Annotated in this window: 17 protein-coding genes; 11 read left to right on the top strand and 6 right to left on the bottom strand. The window is 45.2% G+C overall.

Going from position 1 to position 16,143, the window contains the following annotated elements; translation table 11 throughout:
• Nucleotides 1-136: 136 nt before the first annotated feature.
• On the bottom strand, nt 137-1,108 hold the full coding sequence (cmoB, locus tag V2H77_RS05640) for a tRNA 5-methoxyuridine(34)/uridine 5-oxyacetic acid(34) synthase CmoB (protein ID WP_341498032.1): 972 nt from the start codon (nt 1,106-1,108) through the stop codon (nt 137-139).
• Nucleotides 1,105-1,863 carry a carboxy-S-adenosyl-L-methionine synthase CmoA gene (gene cmoA, locus V2H77_RS05635; protein WP_341498031.1) on the bottom strand — a complete coding sequence of 253 codons (759 nt, stop codon included), beginning with the start codon at nt 1,861-1,863 and terminating at the stop codon, nt 1,105-1,107. Before cmoA ends, cmoB begins: the two co-directional genes overlap by 4 nt.
• 278 nt (nt 1,864-2,141) lie before the next feature.
• Here cmoA and V2H77_RS05630 point away from each other — a divergent pair, with 278 nt between their 5' ends.
• Together V2H77_RS05630 and V2H77_RS05625 are read left to right on the top strand one after the other, a co-directional pair.
• Nucleotides 2,142-2,393 carry a type II toxin-antitoxin system Phd/YefM family antitoxin gene (locus V2H77_RS05630; protein WP_118984739.1) on the top strand — a complete coding sequence of 84 codons (252 nt, stop codon included), beginning with the start codon at nt 2,142-2,144 and terminating at the stop codon, nt 2,391-2,393.
• Nucleotides 2,383-2,664: a type II toxin-antitoxin system RelE family toxin gene (locus V2H77_RS05625; RefSeq protein WP_341498030.1), complete on the top strand. Its 282-nt coding sequence runs from the start codon at nt 2,383-2,385 to the stop codon at nt 2,662-2,664. The genes V2H77_RS05630 and V2H77_RS05625 overlap by 11 nt, the downstream gene beginning before the upstream one ends.
• 129 nt (nt 2,665-2,793) lie before the next feature.
• On the opposite strand, the gene V2H77_RS05620 is transcribed toward V2H77_RS05625, so the two are convergent.
• Complete coding sequence (locus V2H77_RS05620) at nt 2,794-3,189, bottom strand: MAPEG family protein (protein ID WP_049581779.1); 396 nt, start codon at nt 3,187-3,189, stop codon at nt 2,794-2,796.
• Nucleotides 3,190-3,420: 231 nt separating this feature from the next.
• Here V2H77_RS05620 and aspS point away from each other — a divergent pair, with 231 nt between their 5' ends.
• The 6 genes from aspS (at nt 3,421) to ruvB (ending at nt 8,760) form a co-directional block, all read left to right on the top strand.
• A complete protein-coding gene (aspS, locus tag V2H77_RS05615) occupies nt 3,421-5,193 on the top strand; it encodes an aspartate--tRNA ligase (protein ID WP_341498029.1) in 1,773 nt (590 codons plus the stop codon).
• Nucleotides 5,193-5,630 carry a dihydroneopterin triphosphate diphosphatase gene (gene nudB / locus V2H77_RS05610; RefSeq protein ID WP_341498028.1) on the top strand — a complete coding sequence of 146 codons (438 nt, stop codon included), beginning with the start codon at nt 5,193-5,195 and terminating at the stop codon, nt 5,628-5,630. Before aspS ends, nudB begins: the two co-directional genes overlap by 1 nt.
• Before the next feature lie 29 nt (nt 5,631-5,659).
• Nucleotides 5,660-6,403, top strand: coding sequence for a YebC/PmpR family DNA-binding transcriptional regulator (locus tag V2H77_RS05605; RefSeq protein ID WP_341498027.1), 744 nt, complete (start codon nt 5,660-5,662; stop codon nt 6,401-6,403).
• A 115-nt stretch (nt 6,404-6,518) separates the two neighbouring features.
• Nucleotides 6,519-7,040 (top strand): crossover junction endodeoxyribonuclease RuvC, encoded by a 522-nt coding sequence (ruvC, locus tag V2H77_RS05600; protein ID WP_036775543.1) that lies wholly within the window; start codon nt 6,519-6,521, stop codon nt 7,038-7,040.
• Nucleotides 7,041-7,118: 78 nt separating this feature from the next.
• A complete protein-coding gene (ruvA, locus tag V2H77_RS05595) occupies nt 7,119-7,736 on the top strand; it encodes a Holliday junction branch migration protein RuvA (protein WP_341498026.1) in 618 nt (205 codons plus the stop codon).
• Nucleotides 7,737-7,752: 16 nt separating this feature from the next.
• Complete coding sequence (gene ruvB, locus V2H77_RS05590; protein WP_341498025.1) at nt 7,753-8,760, top strand: Holliday junction branch migration DNA helicase RuvB; 1,008 nt, start codon at nt 7,753-7,755, stop codon at nt 8,758-8,760.
• A 108-nt stretch (nt 8,761-8,868) separates the two neighbouring features.
• On the opposite strand, the gene znuB is transcribed toward ruvB, so the two are convergent.
• Together znuB and znuC are read right to left on the bottom strand one after the other, a co-directional pair.
• Nucleotides 8,869-9,654 carry a zinc ABC transporter permease subunit ZnuB gene (gene znuB / locus V2H77_RS05585; protein WP_341498024.1) on the bottom strand — a complete coding sequence of 262 codons (786 nt, stop codon included), beginning with the start codon at nt 9,652-9,654 and terminating at the stop codon, nt 8,869-8,871.
• Entirely contained in the window at nt 9,651-10,409 is a 759-nt protein-coding gene (znuC, locus tag V2H77_RS05580; RefSeq protein ID WP_341498023.1) for a zinc ABC transporter ATP-binding protein ZnuC, read from the bottom strand. Before znuC ends, znuB begins: the two co-directional genes overlap by 4 nt.
• 76 nt (nt 10,410-10,485) lie before the next feature.
• Between znuC and znuA the strand changes: the two genes are divergently transcribed.
• The 3 genes from znuA (at nt 10,486) to lpxM (ending at nt 13,890) form a co-directional block, all read left to right on the top strand.
• On the top strand, nt 10,486-11,433 hold the full coding sequence (gene znuA / locus V2H77_RS05575; protein WP_341498022.1) for a zinc ABC transporter substrate-binding protein ZnuA: 948 nt from the start codon (nt 10,486-10,488) through the stop codon (nt 11,431-11,433).
• A gap of 20 nt (nt 11,434-11,453) precedes the next feature.
• Nucleotides 11,454-12,764, top strand: a complete 1,311-nt coding sequence (gene mepM / locus V2H77_RS05570) for a murein DD-endopeptidase MepM (RefSeq protein WP_341498021.1) — start codon at nt 11,454-11,456, stop codon at nt 12,762-12,764.
• Between the two features lie 157 nt (nt 12,765-12,921).
• Nucleotides 12,922-13,890 (top strand): lauroyl-Kdo(2)-lipid IV(A) myristoyltransferase, encoded by a 969-nt coding sequence (gene lpxM / locus V2H77_RS05565; protein ID WP_341498020.1) that lies wholly within the window; start codon nt 12,922-12,924, stop codon nt 13,888-13,890.
• A gap of 299 nt (nt 13,891-14,189) precedes the next feature.
• Here lpxM and pyk read toward each other — a convergent pair whose 3' ends face one another.
• A complete protein-coding gene (pyk, locus tag V2H77_RS05560) occupies nt 14,190-15,632 on the bottom strand; it encodes a pyruvate kinase (protein ID WP_341498019.1) in 1,443 nt (480 codons plus the stop codon).
• Between the last annotated feature and the right edge of the window lie 511 nt (nt 15,633-16,143).

Below are 16,143 nucleotides of genomic sequence, written 5' to 3'. Positions count from 1 at the left end.
TTTGTTGGCTGTACTCACTCACCCCGGTCACATAGTTCGCTATGCTCCCGGGGATTCGCTCCCTTGCCGTCGCGATGCATCTTGAAATCCATAGGGTATATTATGAACTGGCCCAGAGTTGGGCCAGTTTGCAAAATCAGGGCTTACGGGCGATAAGTACCGCCCGCAGAGGGGCGGGATAACCCTCAATGGTCTTACTGCTATCAGTAGGATCAAGAAAATCAGATAACGATTCAGTTTTCATCCAGGTTGTACGACGTTGTTCTTCTGTGGTTGTTACCGCTTGATCGGCAATTTTCACATCGACAAAACCGCACTTCTCTAGCCAGATTTTCAGCATTTTTGCCGAAGGAATGAAGTAGACATTGCGCATTTGAGCATAACGTTCACCAGGGATTAAACAGGTATGTTCATCCCCTTCAACAACCAGACTTTCCAAGACTAGTTCACCATCGGACACCAGTTGGTTTTTCAATTGCCAGAGATGGTCAAGAGGAGAGCGGCGGTGATAGAGGACTCCCATCGAAAAGACCGTATCGAAGGCGGCCAGTGCCGGTAATTGTTCAATTCCCAGAGGCAAAAGATGGGCGCGTTGATCATTGCCAAGTAACTTTCTGACAGCTTCAAATTGGCAGAGGAAGAGTTGAGTTGGATCGATACCAACGGCAAGTTCAGCCCCTTCACCTACCATCCGCCACAAGTGATAGCCGCTGCCGCAACCAACATCAAGAATTGTCCGGCCGGCTAGTGGGGAAATATGAGGCAATACCCGATCCCATTTCCAGTCTGAACGCCATTCAGTATCAATATTGACACCATAAAGAGAGAATGGGCCTTTACGCCACGGCATGAATACCTGCAATATATTGGTAATGCAAACTTTTTCACCTGCGGATAGGGCAGGATTTCGTTCTGCGATCACGCCATTTTTCAAGTTTAATTGGGTTGGTGAAATTACGGGTAGGTTTTCCAGGGTTTTTACCCATGATTTAAAACTGCCGTGCAGGGCCGCTTTTTGCCATTCATGCAGTTGAGCAGGAAGGCAATTAAGCCAATGCTGGAGGTTATTGTTTGCAATAAGTTGATAAAAATTGCCGAAATCGATCATTTATCGGCTCCTTTTATCGCGAGGAGCGAACCAAAGTTGAAACACTGGAACCAGACTTCAACATGGTTAAAACCGGATTGATGGAGACGAGATTTATGTGCTTCCACAGAATCGGTCAACATCACATTTTCAAGCATGCTGCGTTTCTGGCTGATTTCCAGTTCGCTATATCCATTAGCACGCTTAAAATCGTGGTGCATATTAAACAGCAACTCACCAATTTGTTGATCTTCAAAGCTGAATTTCTCTGATAAAACTAAAACGCCGCCGGGACGCAATCCTTGATAAATCCGGTTTAGTAAACCTTGTCTATCTTGCGGGTTGAGGAATTGTAAAGTGAAATTCAGTACGACCATCGAAGCGTGTTGAATATCGATATCAAGAATATCGGCTTCAATGACTTCAACCGGTGTTTGCGCCCGGAAAGCGTTAATATGGCGACGACAGCGTTCTACCATTGCCGGGGAATTATCAACGGCGATAATTTTGCAGTTTTCAGCGGCAATATTGCGGCGCATTGCTAGGGTTGATGCGCCCAGAGAACAACCCAGGTCATAAATTTGACTGTTTGATGTCACGAAACGACCGGCCAGCATACCAATCATAGAAACAATATTTGAATAACCTGGCACGGAGCGTTGGATCATATCAGGGAAAACTTCGGCTACCCGTTCATCGAAATGCCAGTCTCCCAGATTGGCAATGGGCGTGGCAAACAGGCTATCCCTTTGATGGTGAGGATCTTGATTTGACATAACAGCATTAATTATCAGAAAAAATAGAAGGTGGCATTCTAACAGATGTAAAGCTTGACCTTGAACCAATTTTCTTTGTGTTTAAAAGTAGTGAATAATGGAAGTATTTGAGAAATTTGGGTGTTGCACAAAAATCATATCATGGCGCGATCAATCCTTGATTTCATGAGTCAATCAGCGTTAGGGGAGCTTTGGGTTTTATATAAACAAGTAAAGATACATTGAAAAGCGCTTTTAAATGACCTATTGTTTGCTTACGTAAAAGAGTGAGGTGGCGTATGGCATATCAAATCTTAACAAACTTAGCGGCAAGTATTACCGATTTGAAACGTAATCCAATGGGGACATATTTGCAGGGGGAAGGTGAGGCGGTTGCAATCCTGAATCGGAATGAACCTGCGTTTTATTGTGTGCCTCCTGAATTATTCTCCTACTATCAGGAGTTAGCAGAGGATGCTGCACTAAACAAAATTGCAGATGAACGTTTAGAAAATGCTGAATTTGTTAGTGTGAACCTAGATGATCTATAGTCTGCAATTTGAAAAGCGGGCCTTAAAAGAGTGGAAGAGGTTAGGTCATCCAATTAAGGAGCCGCTAAAGAAAAAATTGGCTGAACGCTTAGAAAACCCTCATGTGCCGTCAGCAAGATTAAGTGGGCGAGCGAACCGATACAAAATTAAATTGAGGTCTTCTGGCTACCGCTTATTTTATGAAGTGAATGACAATAAGATTATCTTGCTGGTAATTGCTATTGGTAAACGGGCCGGAGATGCGGTTTATACTCTCGCCAATGAGAGGTAAAAAAACAACACTTGCTCGCTTTGCATATCAACGTTGGAAAGTCTTCCTTACATGGGAAACAGCTATGGTTAGAATAACAGGCAGCAAGGTTTGCTGCCTGTTATTTTAGCGCCAGTGCTATTCGCTTCGTTAGTAGAGAGAAAATATCTGTTCCCAAGGCAAGTAGTAAATATTCGTCATCACCATTAATATAATTGAAAGATAAGTCGCTACCATGCCTGAACGTCGCCGGCGGAGCTCACGGTGGTGCAGGCCATAATAATGCAAGATTCTGCCGGTGAGCAGAATCAAACCACAGACATGTATCATCCAGACATTTGAGCCGTTCATCTCCATCATGACCAGCAATAACATAGAGATGGGAATATATTCCACAGCATTACCGTGGATGCGGATCGCTGTTTGTAGTTCGTAAAAACCACCATCTCCATATGAGACACGATATTGCGTCCTTAACTTAACCACATCAAAAGACAGCTTAATCAATAATAGTGCGCCCAACACAACATAAAGCGAGCTAACCATTTTTAACTCCATTGCCTAACCGAAATTGGCCAATTAAGTTATGATAAACCGCAAAAATAAAACTGTCGCTATAAATAGATGGGAATTGAAAACAAATTGCCTGATTATCAGACATCAAGCAATGGTATAGCATCGGGATATTGCCTGCCCTTATCTCTGAGTAGAATTTCTATTATAATGACGACCTTTTTTCCGCAGCAACAGCACAACAGCCGAGTAAAAGGATATTGTATGCGTACTGATTATTGTGGGCAGTTGAATCTGACCCATGAAGGCCAGAAGGTGACTCTTTGTGGTTGGGTAAACCGCCGCCGCGATCTGGGCGGCTTGATTTTTATTGATATGCGTGATCGTGAAGGGATAGTTCAGGTATTTTTTGACCCGGATCAGCAAGCCGCATTTTCTCTGGCTGCTGAACTGCGTAATGAATTCTGTATTCAAATCACCGGTACTGTACGCGCCCGTCCTGACAGCCAAATCAACAAAGATATGGCTACCGGTGAAATAGAGGTTTTTGCGGAAAGTTTAAATATCATCAACCGTTCCGAACCTCTGCCTTTGGATAGTAACCAGACGAACAGTGAAGAGCAGCGTCTGAAATATCGCTATATTGATCTGCGTCGGCCTGAAATGGCAAATCGCCTAAAGGCACGCGCTAAAATCACCAGTTTTGTTCGCCGTTTCATGGATAATCAGGGTTTCCTGGATATTGAAACGCCAATGTTGACTAAGGCAACACCCGAAGGCGCCCGTGATTATTTGGTGCCAAGTCGTGTTCATAAAGGCAAATTTTATGCCTTGCCTCAATCCCCGCAGTTATTTAAACAATTGCTGATGATGTCCGGTTTTGACCGTTATTATCAAATTGTTAAATGCTTCCGTGATGAAGACTTGCGTGCGGATCGCCAGCCGGAATTCACCCAGATCGACGTGGAAACTTCCTTTATGACTGCCGAGCAGGTAAGGGAAATGATGGAAATGATGATCCGCGAATTATGGCTTGAAATTGAAGGTGTTGACCTGGGGCATTTCCCGGTGATGACGTTTGCTGAAGTGATGCGTCGTTTCGGTTCTGATAAACCTGATCTGCGTAACCCATTGGAGTTGGTTGATGTTGCTGATCTGGTTAAAGATGTGGAATTTAGTGTTTTTGCTGAACCGGCGAATGACAGTAAAGGCCGCGTAGCCGTAATTCGGGTACCCGGTGGTGCTGAACTTAGCCGTAAGCAGATTGATGAATATGGCAAATTCGTTGGGATTTATGGCGCAAAAGGGCTGGCGTGGATAAAAGTCAATGCACGTGCTGCCGGTCTGGAAGGGGTTCAAAGCCCGATAGCCAAATTCCTGAATGCAGAGGTGATTGAAAGCCTGCTTTCTCGTACTGATGCACAGGATGGCGATATTTTGTTCTTCGGCGCTGGCAGTGTAAAAGTGGTCACTGATGCCTTGGGAGCGCTGCGTCTGAAATTAGGGCGCGATCTGAACCTGACAAAATTAGATAGCTGGCGGCCACTGTGGGTTATCGACTTCCCAATGTTCGAAGATGATGGGGAAGGCGGCTTGACCGCCATGCACCATCCATTTACTTCACCGTGTAATATGTCAGCGGAGGAGTTGGAGCAAAATCCGGTTTCGGCCATTGCCAATGCTTACGATATGGTGATTAACGGCTACGAAGTAGGTGGCGGCTCAGTGCGTATTCATCGTAACGAAATGCAACAGGCGGTGTTCCGTATTCTGGGTATTAATGAGCAGGAACAGCAGGAGAAATTTGGCTTCTTGCTGGATGCGTTGAAATTTGGTACGCCGCCCCATGCAGGTTTGGCATTTGGTCTTGACCGTCTGGTGATGTTGCTGACAGGGACGGATAACATCCGTGATGTTATCGCATTCCCTAAAACCACCGCGGCCGCTTGTTTAATGACGGAAGCGCCAAGTTATGCCAATCCGTCGGCACTTGAAGAGTTATCAATCTCTGTTGTTGCTAGAAAAGAGAGTGAATAATGGTTTATAAGCGCCCTGAGTCTGTGCTGGTGGTTATTTATGCGTTTTCCAGCCGGCGGGTGCTGATGTTACAGCGGCGGGACGATCCTGGCTTTTGGCAGTCGGTGACTGGCAGCCTTGATGGAGACGAAACGCCGCGTGAGACAGCATTGCGCGAAGTGCAAGAAGAAGTTGGTATTGATATCATAGGTGAAAATCTTGAATTGATAGATTGCCGACGTTCTCTCTATTTTGAGATTTTTACCCACTTGCGCCATCGCTATGCTCCAGGAGTCACCCGTAATAAAGAGTACTGGTTCTGTCTGGCATTGCCTGAAGAGCGAGAATGCCTGTTGACTGAACATCAGGCTTACCAGTGGCTGGATGCGGATAAAGCAGTCGAGCTCACTAAGTCGTGGAGCAATCAGCAGGCGATTGAAGAGTTTGTTATTGAATAAGTTTATTAGACGTTTTATCGGAGAACCTTATGGCAGGTCATAGTAAATGGGCCAACACCAAGCACCGCAAAGCTGCGCAGGATGCGAAACGCGGTAAGATTTTCACCAAAATTATCCGGGAGCTGGTGACGGCAGCCCGTCTGGGTGGTGGAGATCCGGCATCTAACCCACGTCTGCGTGCCGCGATTGATAAGGCACTGTCCAACAACATGACCCGCGATACTTTGAACCGTGCTATCGCCCGTGGTGTCGGCAACGATGACGCGGATAACATGGAAACCATCATTTATGAAGGTTATGGTCCAGGGGGAACGGCGGTGATGGTTGAGTGCTTGAGCGACAACCGTAATCGTACTGTTTCTGACGTTCGTCATGCTTTCACTAAAACCGGTGGTAATCTGGGCACTGATGGCTCGGTTGCTTATTTATTCACCAAGAAAGGGGTGATTTCTTACGCGCCAGGATTGGATGAAGATGCGGTTATGGAAGCGGCGTTGGAAGCCGGTGCTGATGATGTAGAAATCTATGATGATGGCGCGATGGATGTTTACACTACACCAGAAACCTTTGGTGACGTGAAAGATGCATTAGATGCAGCGGGTTTTGTGGCTGAATCAGCAGAAGTTTCGATGATCCCTTCCACTAAAGCGGAATTGGATGCGGAAACCGCACCTAAGTTATTGCGCTTGATTGATATGTTGGAAGATTCAGACGATGTACAAGAGGTTTACCATAACGGTGAAATCTCTGATGAAGTTGCTGCTTTGCTGTAATTTTAATTGGATTATACAGCGTAGAGAAAGTGGGCTGTGCTGCGGTACAGGACACTTTCTCTAACGTTTTTATCTCCTTTACTAAAGGTGATAATCAAAGGCGAATAGACAGAATATGGCGATTATCTTAGGTATCGACCCAGGTTCCCGCGTCACTGGCTATGGTGTGATCCGTCAGCAGGGGCGTCATTTGAGCTACCTTGGTAGTGGCTGTATCCGAACAAAAGTTGATGATTTGCCTAACCGATTACAGCGTATATATGCGGGTATCCTTGAAATTATTACGCAATTTCAACCAGATGCTTTTGCTATCGAGCAGGTATTTATGGCAAAAAACGCCGATTCAGCGCTGAAATTAGGGCAAGCGCGGGGAGTGGCGATTCTTGCCGCCGTTAATCAATCTGTACCGGTTTTTGAATATGCTGCTCGGCAGGTGAAACAAACGGTTGTCGGAACCGGGGCGGCTGAAAAAAGTCAGGTTCAGCACATGGTACGCTCGGTGCTGAAATTGTCTGCTAACCCGCAATCGGATGCGGCGGATGCATTGGCGATTGCGATAACCCATTGTCACTTTAATCAGAATCTTTTGCGGGTTGGCGATCCCAGATTAATCTTGGCGCGTGGACGTTTAAGATAACGGCTGGATATGCATCCAGCTTTTTTTATGTTATAACCATAAGTAGAACAATCAGTTTTATTTTTAGGGGGTAAACGAGTGATAGGGCGTCTCAGAGGAATTGTGTTGGAAAAACAACCACCCTTGGTTTTACTGGAAACAAATGGCGTTGGTTATGAAGTCCATATGCCAATGACCTGTTTTTATGAATTGCCTGATGCCGGACAGGAAGCTGTTCTGTTTACTCACTTTGTTGTGCGTGAAGATGCGCAATTACTTTATGGTTTTAATGATAAGCAGGAGCGGGCGCTATTCCGTGAATTAATTAAAGTGAATGGCGTAGGGCCTAAATTGGCGTTGGCTATTCTTTCGGGCATGTCTGCGCAGCAATTTGTTTCTGCTATTGAACAAGAGGCGATCGCTTCTTTGATTAAACTACCGGGTGTGGGTAAGAAAACCGCTGAACGGCTGGTGGTTGAAATGAAAGATCGCTTTAAAGGGCTTAATGGCGATCTCTTCAATCAGAGCAGTGATATTAATTTACCGGCAACGGCCAAACAGACAACTTCTGACGCTGATAGCGAAGCAGAAGCCGCTGCGGCATTAGTCTCTTTGGGTTACAAGCCACAAGAGGCTAGCCGCATGGTAAGTAAAGTCGCTAAACCGGGCGCTGATTGTGAAACACTTATCCGCGAAGCACTTCGCGCCGCTCTTTAAGTTACAGGGGTAAGCCATGATTGAAGCTGACCGTCTGGTTTCTGCGGAAGTTTTGCAAGACGATGAAGCGATTGACCGCGCAATCAGACCTAAATTGTTATCTGAATATGTTGGGCAGCCGCAAGTCTGTGAGCAGATGGAGATTTTTATTCAGGCAGCCAGACAGCGTGGTGATGCCCTTGACCATCTGCTGATTTTTGGTCCGCCGGGATTGGGGAAAACAACGCTGGCGAATATTGTTGCCAATGAGATGGGGGTCAATCTTCGCACAACTTCTGGCCCGGTTTTAGAAAAGGCGGGCGATCTGGCGGCAATGTTGACCAATCTTGAACCGCATGATGTGTTGTTTATCGATGAAATTCACCGCTTGTCGCCGGTGGTGGAAGAAATTCTCTACCCAGCAATGGAAGATTATCAACTGGATATTATGATTGGCGAGGGGCCGGCAGCCCGTTCGATCAAAATTGATTTGCCTCCTTTTACCCTGATTGGGGCTACCACTCGTGCAGGCTCTTTGACTTCTCCGCTGCGTGATCGGTTCGGTATCGTGCAGCGCCTTGAATTTTATAATGTGGACGATTTGCAAAGTATTGTCTCCCGCAGCGCCCGTTTTATGGGGGTGGAGATCACTGACGATGGCGCCCGGCAGGTCGCCATGCGTTCTCGTGGAACGCCGAGGATTACGAACCGTTTACTACGCCGGGTACGTGATTTTGCTCAAGTGAAGGGGAATGGCGCGATTGATGGCGATATTGCTACCAGAGCGTTGGATATGTTGAGCGTAGATGCTGCCGGTTTTGATTATCTGGATCGTAAATTACTGGTTGCTATTATTGATAAATTTATGGGCGGGCCGGTTGGGGTAGATAACCTTGCCGCTGCCATTGGTGAAGAGCGGGAAACGATTGAGGATGTGCTGGAACCCTTTCTAATCCAACAGGGTTTTATTCAACGTACTTCCCGTGGACGAATTGCCACCGAACATGCTTATCGTCATTTTGGCATAGTCAGAGATCAGGAATGAGCTGTTTAATTGCCTGAAAAATCGGGATGGGTACTCTTACAAGGGGAACCTATCACAAGGGAAACCTATCCCGTTCTTCTGATAACTGGGTTGTACCCACTCAGAGGATCAATTTTTTGCTTTACTGAGCAGGCTGATAATAAACATCACCGCAGCACATAGCACGACAGAGGGCCCTGCTGGTGTGTCGTAAATGGCGGAGAATGCTAATCCGCCGGTAACGGCAAGCATACCAACCGCAATAGCAATACCGGCCATTTGCTCCGGTGTACGGGCGAAACGGCGAGCAGTGGCTGCCGGGATAATGAGCAGGGAGGTGATAATCAGTGCGCCGACAAACTTCATTGCCAAGCCGATTGTCAACGCTGTTACCAGCATTAACAGTACCCTTAACCGCTGTATTTTGATGCCATCCACAAAAGCCATTTCCTGACTGACAGTGATAGAGAGCAGAGCGTTCCATTGCCAGAACAGAAGTGTGGTGACAATGGCGACACCGATGGCAATCAACCAAATATCTTCATAGGTGACTGACAACAAATCACCAAACAGATAAGCCATCAAATCAACGCGCACATTAGACATTAAACTGACAACGACCAGCCCTAATGATAGTGCGCTGTGAGCCATAATCCCCAATAAAGTATCGATTGCCAGTTGAGGGCGTTTCTCCAGCCAAACCAGCATAATCGCTAGTATCAAAGTGACAGCGATAATCGCGTAAAAAGGGCTAATATTTAGCAATAATCCGAAAGCAACGCCCAGTAATGAAGCATGAGCCAGAGTATCGCCAAAATAGGACATTCTGCGCCAGACAACAAATGAACCTAATGGCCCGGCAGCAATAGACAATAACACGCCAGCCAACCAACCGGGGAATAATAATTCAATCATGAGCGGCATTCCCTGTTATTTTCCAAGACAATTTTCCCTTTCAGATCATGGTGGTGATCGTGTTGATGGTGATATATTGCTAATTGTTCAGCGCCATGATGACCAAACATAGCGATAAATTCAGGATGAGTTGAAACAACTTCAGGTGTGCCGGAGCAGCAAATATGTTGATTAAGACATAAAACTTCGTCTGTTTTCGCCATGACCAGATGTAAATCATGGGATACCATCAATACAGCACAATGTAATTCGGTTCTAATTTGATTGATTAGATCATAAAGTGCTAATTGACCATTAATATCGACCCCTTGTGTTGGTTCATCAAGGACTAATAGTTGCGGATGATTTAATAGCGCTCTGGCTAATAAAACCCGTTGGTTTTCTCCGCCGGATAATTTTTGCATGGGTTGCTGCAACAGATGAGCTGCATTCACCCGCTCAAGCGCTGGCAATATATCGGCAGATTTTACGCCGGGTTTTAGCATCATAAAGCGTTTGACTGTTAATGGCAGAGTAGGATCAAGATGCAACTTCTGTGGAACATAGCCGATTCTCAATCCAGCGGTATGTTCAATTGTGCCGGATGATGGTTCGACAAGCCCCAAAACAACACGAACTAAAGTTGATTTACCGGCACCATTGGGACCTAGCAAAGTCAGAATATTCCTTCGTTGTAAACGAAGAGAGATATTGTTTAATACCTGACGATTGTCGAAGGTAACAGCAACATTTTTTAAAGTGATGAGTGTTGGCATGCTAAATATATCTTGCGTGAACATTGATATGTTATAATATAACAATTCTTGTTTCTGTCCACGAGATATTTACATTATGTTACACAAATCATATAAACTAGCGCGCAAGTTTCTCTGTAAGGTCGCGATTACTGCTGTTTTCATGTCAGGAACGATACAATCGGCTAATGCTGATGTTGTGACATCAATTCGTCCGTTAGGTTTTATTGCGGCGGCAATAACTGATGGTGTAACTAATACGCAGGTACTGTTACCTGATGGGGCATCGCCGCATGATTATGCGTTGAAACCGTCCGATCTTAAGAGAATTAACCAGGCAGATTTAGTTGTATGGGTTGGACCTGAGATGGAAATCTTTTTGTCTAAACCGTTAGCCAAAGTTTCACAAAATAAACAGCTAGTTTTAGCACAATTGCCAACGATTAAGCCATTATTGCTGAGAAATGATGAAGATTTATCCGAACCGGATCAGCATAAACATGAAGAAGGTCATGAACATCATTCTCATGGTGAATATAATATGCACATCTGGTTATCACCAGAAATAGCAAAACAGGTTGCACAGGGGATTCATGACCAATTATTGGCGCGCTATCCGCATAAAAAAACGGCACTGGACGTAAACCTACGTAAATTCAATGTCCAACTTGCGCAAACTGACAAAAATATTGCTAATATTCTTAAGCTGGTACGTGGTAAGGGGTATTTCGTTTTTCACGATGCTTATGGCTATTTTGAGCGACATTATGGCCTGACTCCATTAGGGCATTTTACGATTAATCCTGAAATACAACCTGGCGCACAAAAATTACATCATATACGAACACAATTGGTTGAGCAGAAAGCAATTTGTATTTTTGCTGAGCCACAATTCAGGCCGACCGTTATTAATGCTGTGGCTAAGGATACGGGAGTGCGTATGGGCGCCTTGGACCCGTTAGGAAGCCGCATCGTATTGGATAAAGACAGCTATATGAAATTTATAACTCAGTTGTCGGAACAGTACATGGGTTGCCTGAATTAGAGTAATAAGGAATTCAATGAGTGCAACAGATAGTTAAAACTATCGTTCTGGTGTATAAGGAGTTACCGCGACCGCATAAAATTATGTTGGGTTCGCTGACTGTAGCAACATTGGTTGTCACTATGTGGCAACCTATTGCTTATCATCATGAACAACAAGAAGAAACAACAGTCGGCAGCATTGCCATCAATTCTCCCGTAGACAGTGATGAGATTATTGCAGATAGCAGTGAGCAGCTACCGGATGAGGGTATTCCTGATGAAGAGACGACCTCAGAGGTTACGGTTCAAACTCCGCATGAATATATTGTCTCCGACGGTGACACTCTCAGTAATATTCTGACCCAATTTGGCATCGACTCTTCTGATGTGGCGTTACTCGCGAGTCAGCATAAAGCGTTACGGGGGCTGAACATTGGTCAGCCATTGTCATGGACAGTAAATGAAGCGGGTGACTTGCAAACGCTGACTTGGGGTGTTTCCCGCCGTGAAACGCGCATTTATACCCGTGAAGGCGATTTGTTTAAAGAAACCAAAGAGTTTCAGAAAGGGGAGTGGAAGAACAGCGTCGTCGTTGGCGTTGTTGATAGTAACTTTACCAGCAGTGCCTTAAATGCCGGCTTAACCAGTAGTGAAGCACGTGAAGTCACCAAGGCGCTGCAATGGCAAATTGATTTGCGTAAATTACATGAAGGCGATCGTTTCTCTGTATTACTGTCTCGTGAAATGTTGGATGGTCACAGTGAACAGAGCCAATTACTTGGTGTTCGCCTAAATAGTGGTGGTAAAGATTATTATGCTATCCGGGCGGAAGATGGGCGTTTTTATGATCGTCAAGGTTCCGGTCTGGAGCGCGGATTTTTGCGTTTTCCAACTACCAAGCAATTTCGGGTATCTTCCCAATTTAATCCTCGGCGTGTGAATCCAGTCACCGGTCGGGTTGCGCCACACAAAGGGGTGGATTTTGCTATGCCGGTGGGAACGCCTGTTTTGGCGGTGGGTGACGGTGAGGTGATTGTCTCCAAATATAACGGAGCAGCAGGTAACTTTATCGCCATTCGTCATGGCCGCCAATATACCACGCGTTATATGCACTTGAGAAAGCTGTTGGTGAAACCAGGGCAGAAGATAAAACGGGGCGATCGTATTGCGTTGTCCGGTAGCACCGGTCGTTCTACGGGCCCGCATTTGCATTATGAATTCTGGATCAATCAGCAGGCGGTAAACCCATTAACGGCGAAATTGCCGCGTTCTGGTGGTTTAAGTGGTAAAGAACGCACGGAATTCTTGGCAACGGTAAAAGAGGTAACGTCTCAGCTTCTGTTAGATTGAGTGTAATTGTTCATTAATAACAGACTTTAAAGCGGATGATTGCTATCATCCGCTGTCGTTTTATTTATGTTCAGAAAAAGGTGTGTTGATATCGTTGATATAACCCCCTGTACATGTGAAATGAACAATGATCTTTTGGTTTTAAAAGAGTTAGCTCATGTATAAAGAAACAGATACAGACAGTAAAGTGGGTTATGTGCCGACATTTCATAAATCCTACCTGCATCCTCGCTACTGGGGATTATGGCTAGGCGTTGGTGTGTTGGCTGGGCTGGCTTACTTGCCGGTTAAAGCGCGTGATCCTCTGTTGGCTAAAATAGGTCGGTTGGCGGGCAAGTTGGCGAAAGGGGCGCGTCGCAGAGCAAGAATAAATTTATGTTACTGTATGCCGGAACTGACGGAGCGACAGCGCGAGGCATTGATTGATGAGATGTTTTCTACCGCACCTCAACCTTTTGTCATGTTGGCTGAACTTTGTTTACGTGGCGCAAAATCAACTTTAGGCCGGACGCAGTGGCATGGTGAAGAGATTATTCTTCAACTGAAAGAGCAGGGAAAGAACGTTATTTTCATGGTGCCTCATGGTTGGGCGGTGGATGTTCCTGCCATGTTACTGTCTGTGGGTGGACAGAAAATATCAGCCATGTTCCATCACCAGAGCAACCCGGTATCAGATTATCTGTGGAATAAAGCTCGCTGTCACTTTGGTGGTCGTTTACATTCCCGTGACGCTGGAATTAAACCGTTTATTGCTACTATTCGCCAGGGTTTCTGGGGATATTATCTGCCTGATCAAGATCATGGTGAGGAACACAGTGAGTTTGTTGATTTTTTCGCAACTTATAAAGCGACATTGCCGGCTATTGGGCGATTGATGAAGGTTTGTCGTGCCGATATTGTGCCGTTGTTTCCGGTTTATAATTATCGTACCCATCAACTTGATATTTATATTCGTCCACCAATGAATGATATTGATGGAAAAGATGACGCTTTTATTGCTCGCCGAATGAATGAAGAATTGGAGCAATTGGTACGACCGAACCCGGAACAATATACCTGGATACTTAAATTACTTAAGACTCGAAAAGCGGGTGATATTGGGCCATATGGGAGAGAAGACCTGTGATTTTCGTCGCAAAGATATAAAGTCATTATCACGGTTTGAAAGTTTTTATCGTCCCCCTAATATTGGGCATATTAGGGGGGTGAAGTTTGGATAAATTTGGTTTTTATATGATTTATAGATATTTATCATGCTAATCATTTTATTCAACCCTTGTGATATTATTATTAATCAATTAGTTGAGTGAAATAGAGACGGTAAGAATTTATTTTTACCGTCGGGTCGTTGTTGGTAAGTGAAACGCGCCAGTCTTCTTATTTATCTAAATTGTCGAAAATTTGGCGCTAAAGTGTTGTAACGCTTTATTCCACTTCAAGAATACGGCAGGTGTTAGTACTGCCAATTGTCCCCATCTGATCACCCTGCGTAACCAGAACAAGGTCGCCGGAAACCAGATAACCTTTATCACGTAGACGGTTAACCGCTTCATTGGCTGCTGTTATACCATCAGTATGACTGCTGCAATAAACCGGTGTAACGCCCCGGTAAAGTGCTGTTTGGTTTAGCGTTTTCTCATGACGGGACATGGAGAATATGGGAAGACCAGAACTGATGCGAGACATGATACGAGTGGTGCGGCCTGATTCGGTCATTGCAATAATGGCTTTAACCCCATTTAGGTGGTTTGCCGCGTACATGGTAGACATCGCAATGGCTTCTTCGATACTGTCAAAAGTTGTGTCTAGCCGATGTTTTGATACGTTAAGGCCTGGCATTTTTTCTGCTCCGAGACAGACTCGCGCCATTGCGGCAACCGTTTCGGCAGGGTATTGGCCTGCTGCGGTTTCAGCGGAAAGCATCACGGCGTCAGTGCCATCAAGAACGGCATTTGCCACATCCATCACTTCTGCGCGGGTAGGCATTGGGTTGGTGATCATTGACTCCATCATCTGAGTCGCGGTAATAACTACACGATTCAGTTGACGGGCACGGCGAATTAATTTTTTCTGAACGCCAACCAACTCTGGATCGCCGATTTCTACGCCAAGGTCACCACGAGCAACCATGACGACATCGGAAGCCAGAATGATTTCATCAATGGTTTTATCACTGCTAACGGCTTCTGCGCGTTCAACTTTTGCCACGATCTGTGTTTCACAGCCTGCGTCTCGCGCCAAACGGCGAGCATAATTAAGATCTTCGCCGGTACGAGGGAAAGAGATGGCAAGGTAATCAACGCCGATTCTGGCCGCCGTAATAATATCTTCTTTATCTTTCTCAGTTAGCGCTTCCGCGGATAATCCACCACCCAGTTTGTTGATGCCCTTATTGTTGGACAGCGGGCCGCCTACAGTGACTTCAGTGAATACTTTCATTCCCTGAACTTCTAATACTTTGAGTTGAACACGCCCATCATCCAGCAATAAAGTATCGCCCGGTACAACATCTGTGGGTAATCCTTTGTAGTCGATACCGACTTTCTCCTTATCACCTTCGCCTTTACCAAGATTGGCATCAAGCAGAAATTTATCTCCGACATTCAGGAAAATCTTGCCCTCTTTAAACGTTGATACACGGATTTTAGGTCCTTGAAGATCGCCAAGAATAGCGACATGGCACCCGAGTCGGGCTGCAATCTCGCGGACTTTGTTGGCTCGCTGGAGATGATCTTCGGCGGTACCGTGGGAAAAGTTAAGGCGGACTACGTTTGCACCCGCAGCAATAATCTTTTCAAGATTATTATCGCGGTCGGTAGCCGGACCAAGTGTAGTAACAATCTTAGTTCTTCTGAGCCGTCTGGACATATTTTACTCCGTTGACCTGTGAGTATTGGTATTGGTGATATAAAAATAATCAATAATCTATTAATTATCCTATAAAACGAGTAAAAAAACCTCTTCGGCAATCCAACTATCAAGGCTGTTTACAGATTACTCTTGTGACTTGCCCCGTTGCAAAGTCGCGAGCGACTACCGTGGGAGCTTTTTGTGACCCGTATCAACTTATCATGATACTTTTCGCTGTAGTGCCTATTGACCGTTGTCAACTATATGAGGAACGACAGGGGGAACGTTTTACACAATCGCTATGCCCTAGCGAATCAGCTAACCCTTTTTTAACGGATATTTATTGCCGCATTTCTATCCTATCATGATTTGTTCCCGGTTTATCAATAATCTAATAGCCTTGGAGATTTTGATAATGAAAAGTGGTAGTGATTAGGTTTACTGGAATCTGGCAATACTTGATGGTTAGAAGAGACGAAACGTTCAGGATTAGGTACGCTGTAAAGTATATATACCTGTGCTCATTGAA

It is taken from the genome of Photorhabdus sp. P32 (assembly GCF_038085095.1).
GTDB lineage: Bacteria > Pseudomonadota > Gammaproteobacteria > Enterobacterales > Enterobacteriaceae > Photorhabdus > Photorhabdus luminescens.
The sequence above is the reverse complement of the archived record's forward strand: the minus strand, read 5'-3'. Positions and strand labels throughout refer to the sequence as shown.

What these genes read in the sequence shown, in the direction of transcription:
- znuC (WP_341498023.1), bottom strand. Translation starts at nt 10,409, where the DNA reads ATGCCAACACTCATCACTTTAAAAAATGTTGCTGTTACCTTCGACAAT.
- ruvC (WP_036775543.1), top strand. Translation starts at nt 6,519, where the DNA reads ATGGCGATTATCTTAGGTATCGACCCAGGTTCCCGCGTCACTGGCTAT.
- ruvB (WP_341498025.1), top strand. Translation starts at nt 7,753, where the DNA reads ATGATTGAAGCTGACCGTCTGGTTTCTGCGGAAGTTTTGCAAGACGAT.
- nudB (WP_341498028.1), top strand. Translation starts at nt 5,193, where the DNA reads ATGGTTTATAAGCGCCCTGAGTCTGTGCTGGTGGTTATTTATGCGTTT.
- V2H77_RS05630 (WP_118984739.1), top strand. Translation starts at nt 2,142, where the DNA reads ATGGCATATCAAATCTTAACAAACTTAGCGGCAAGTATTACCGATTTG.
- pyk (WP_341498019.1), bottom strand. Translation starts at nt 15,632, where the DNA reads ATGTCCAGACGGCTCAGAAGAACTAAGATTGTTACTACACTTGGTCCG.
- V2H77_RS05625 (WP_341498030.1), top strand. Translation starts at nt 2,383, where the DNA reads ATGATCTATAGTCTGCAATTTGAAAAGCGGGCCTTAAAAGAGTGGAAG.
- aspS (WP_341498029.1), top strand. Translation starts at nt 3,421, where the DNA reads ATGCGTACTGATTATTGTGGGCAGTTGAATCTGACCCATGAAGGCCAG.
- V2H77_RS05620 (WP_049581779.1), bottom strand. Translation starts at nt 3,189, where the DNA reads ATGGTTAGCTCGCTTTATGTTGTGTTGGGCGCACTATTATTGATTAAG.
- cmoA (WP_341498031.1), bottom strand. Translation starts at nt 1,863, where the DNA reads ATGTCAAATCAAGATCCTCACCATCAAAGGGATAGCCTGTTTGCCACG.
- V2H77_RS05605 (WP_341498027.1), top strand. Translation starts at nt 5,660, where the DNA reads ATGGCAGGTCATAGTAAATGGGCCAACACCAAGCACCGCAAAGCTGCG.
- znuA (WP_341498022.1), top strand. Translation starts at nt 10,486, where the DNA reads ATGTTACACAAATCATATAAACTAGCGCGCAAGTTTCTCTGTAAGGTC.
- cmoB (WP_341498032.1), bottom strand. Translation starts at nt 1,108, where the DNA reads ATGATCGATTTCGGCAATTTTTATCAACTTATTGCAAACAATAACCTC.
- lpxM (WP_341498020.1), top strand. Translation starts at nt 12,922, where the DNA reads ATGTATAAAGAAACAGATACAGACAGTAAAGTGGGTTATGTGCCGACA.
- znuB (WP_341498024.1), bottom strand. Translation starts at nt 9,654, where the DNA reads ATGATTGAATTATTATTCCCCGGTTGGTTGGCTGGCGTGTTATTGTCT.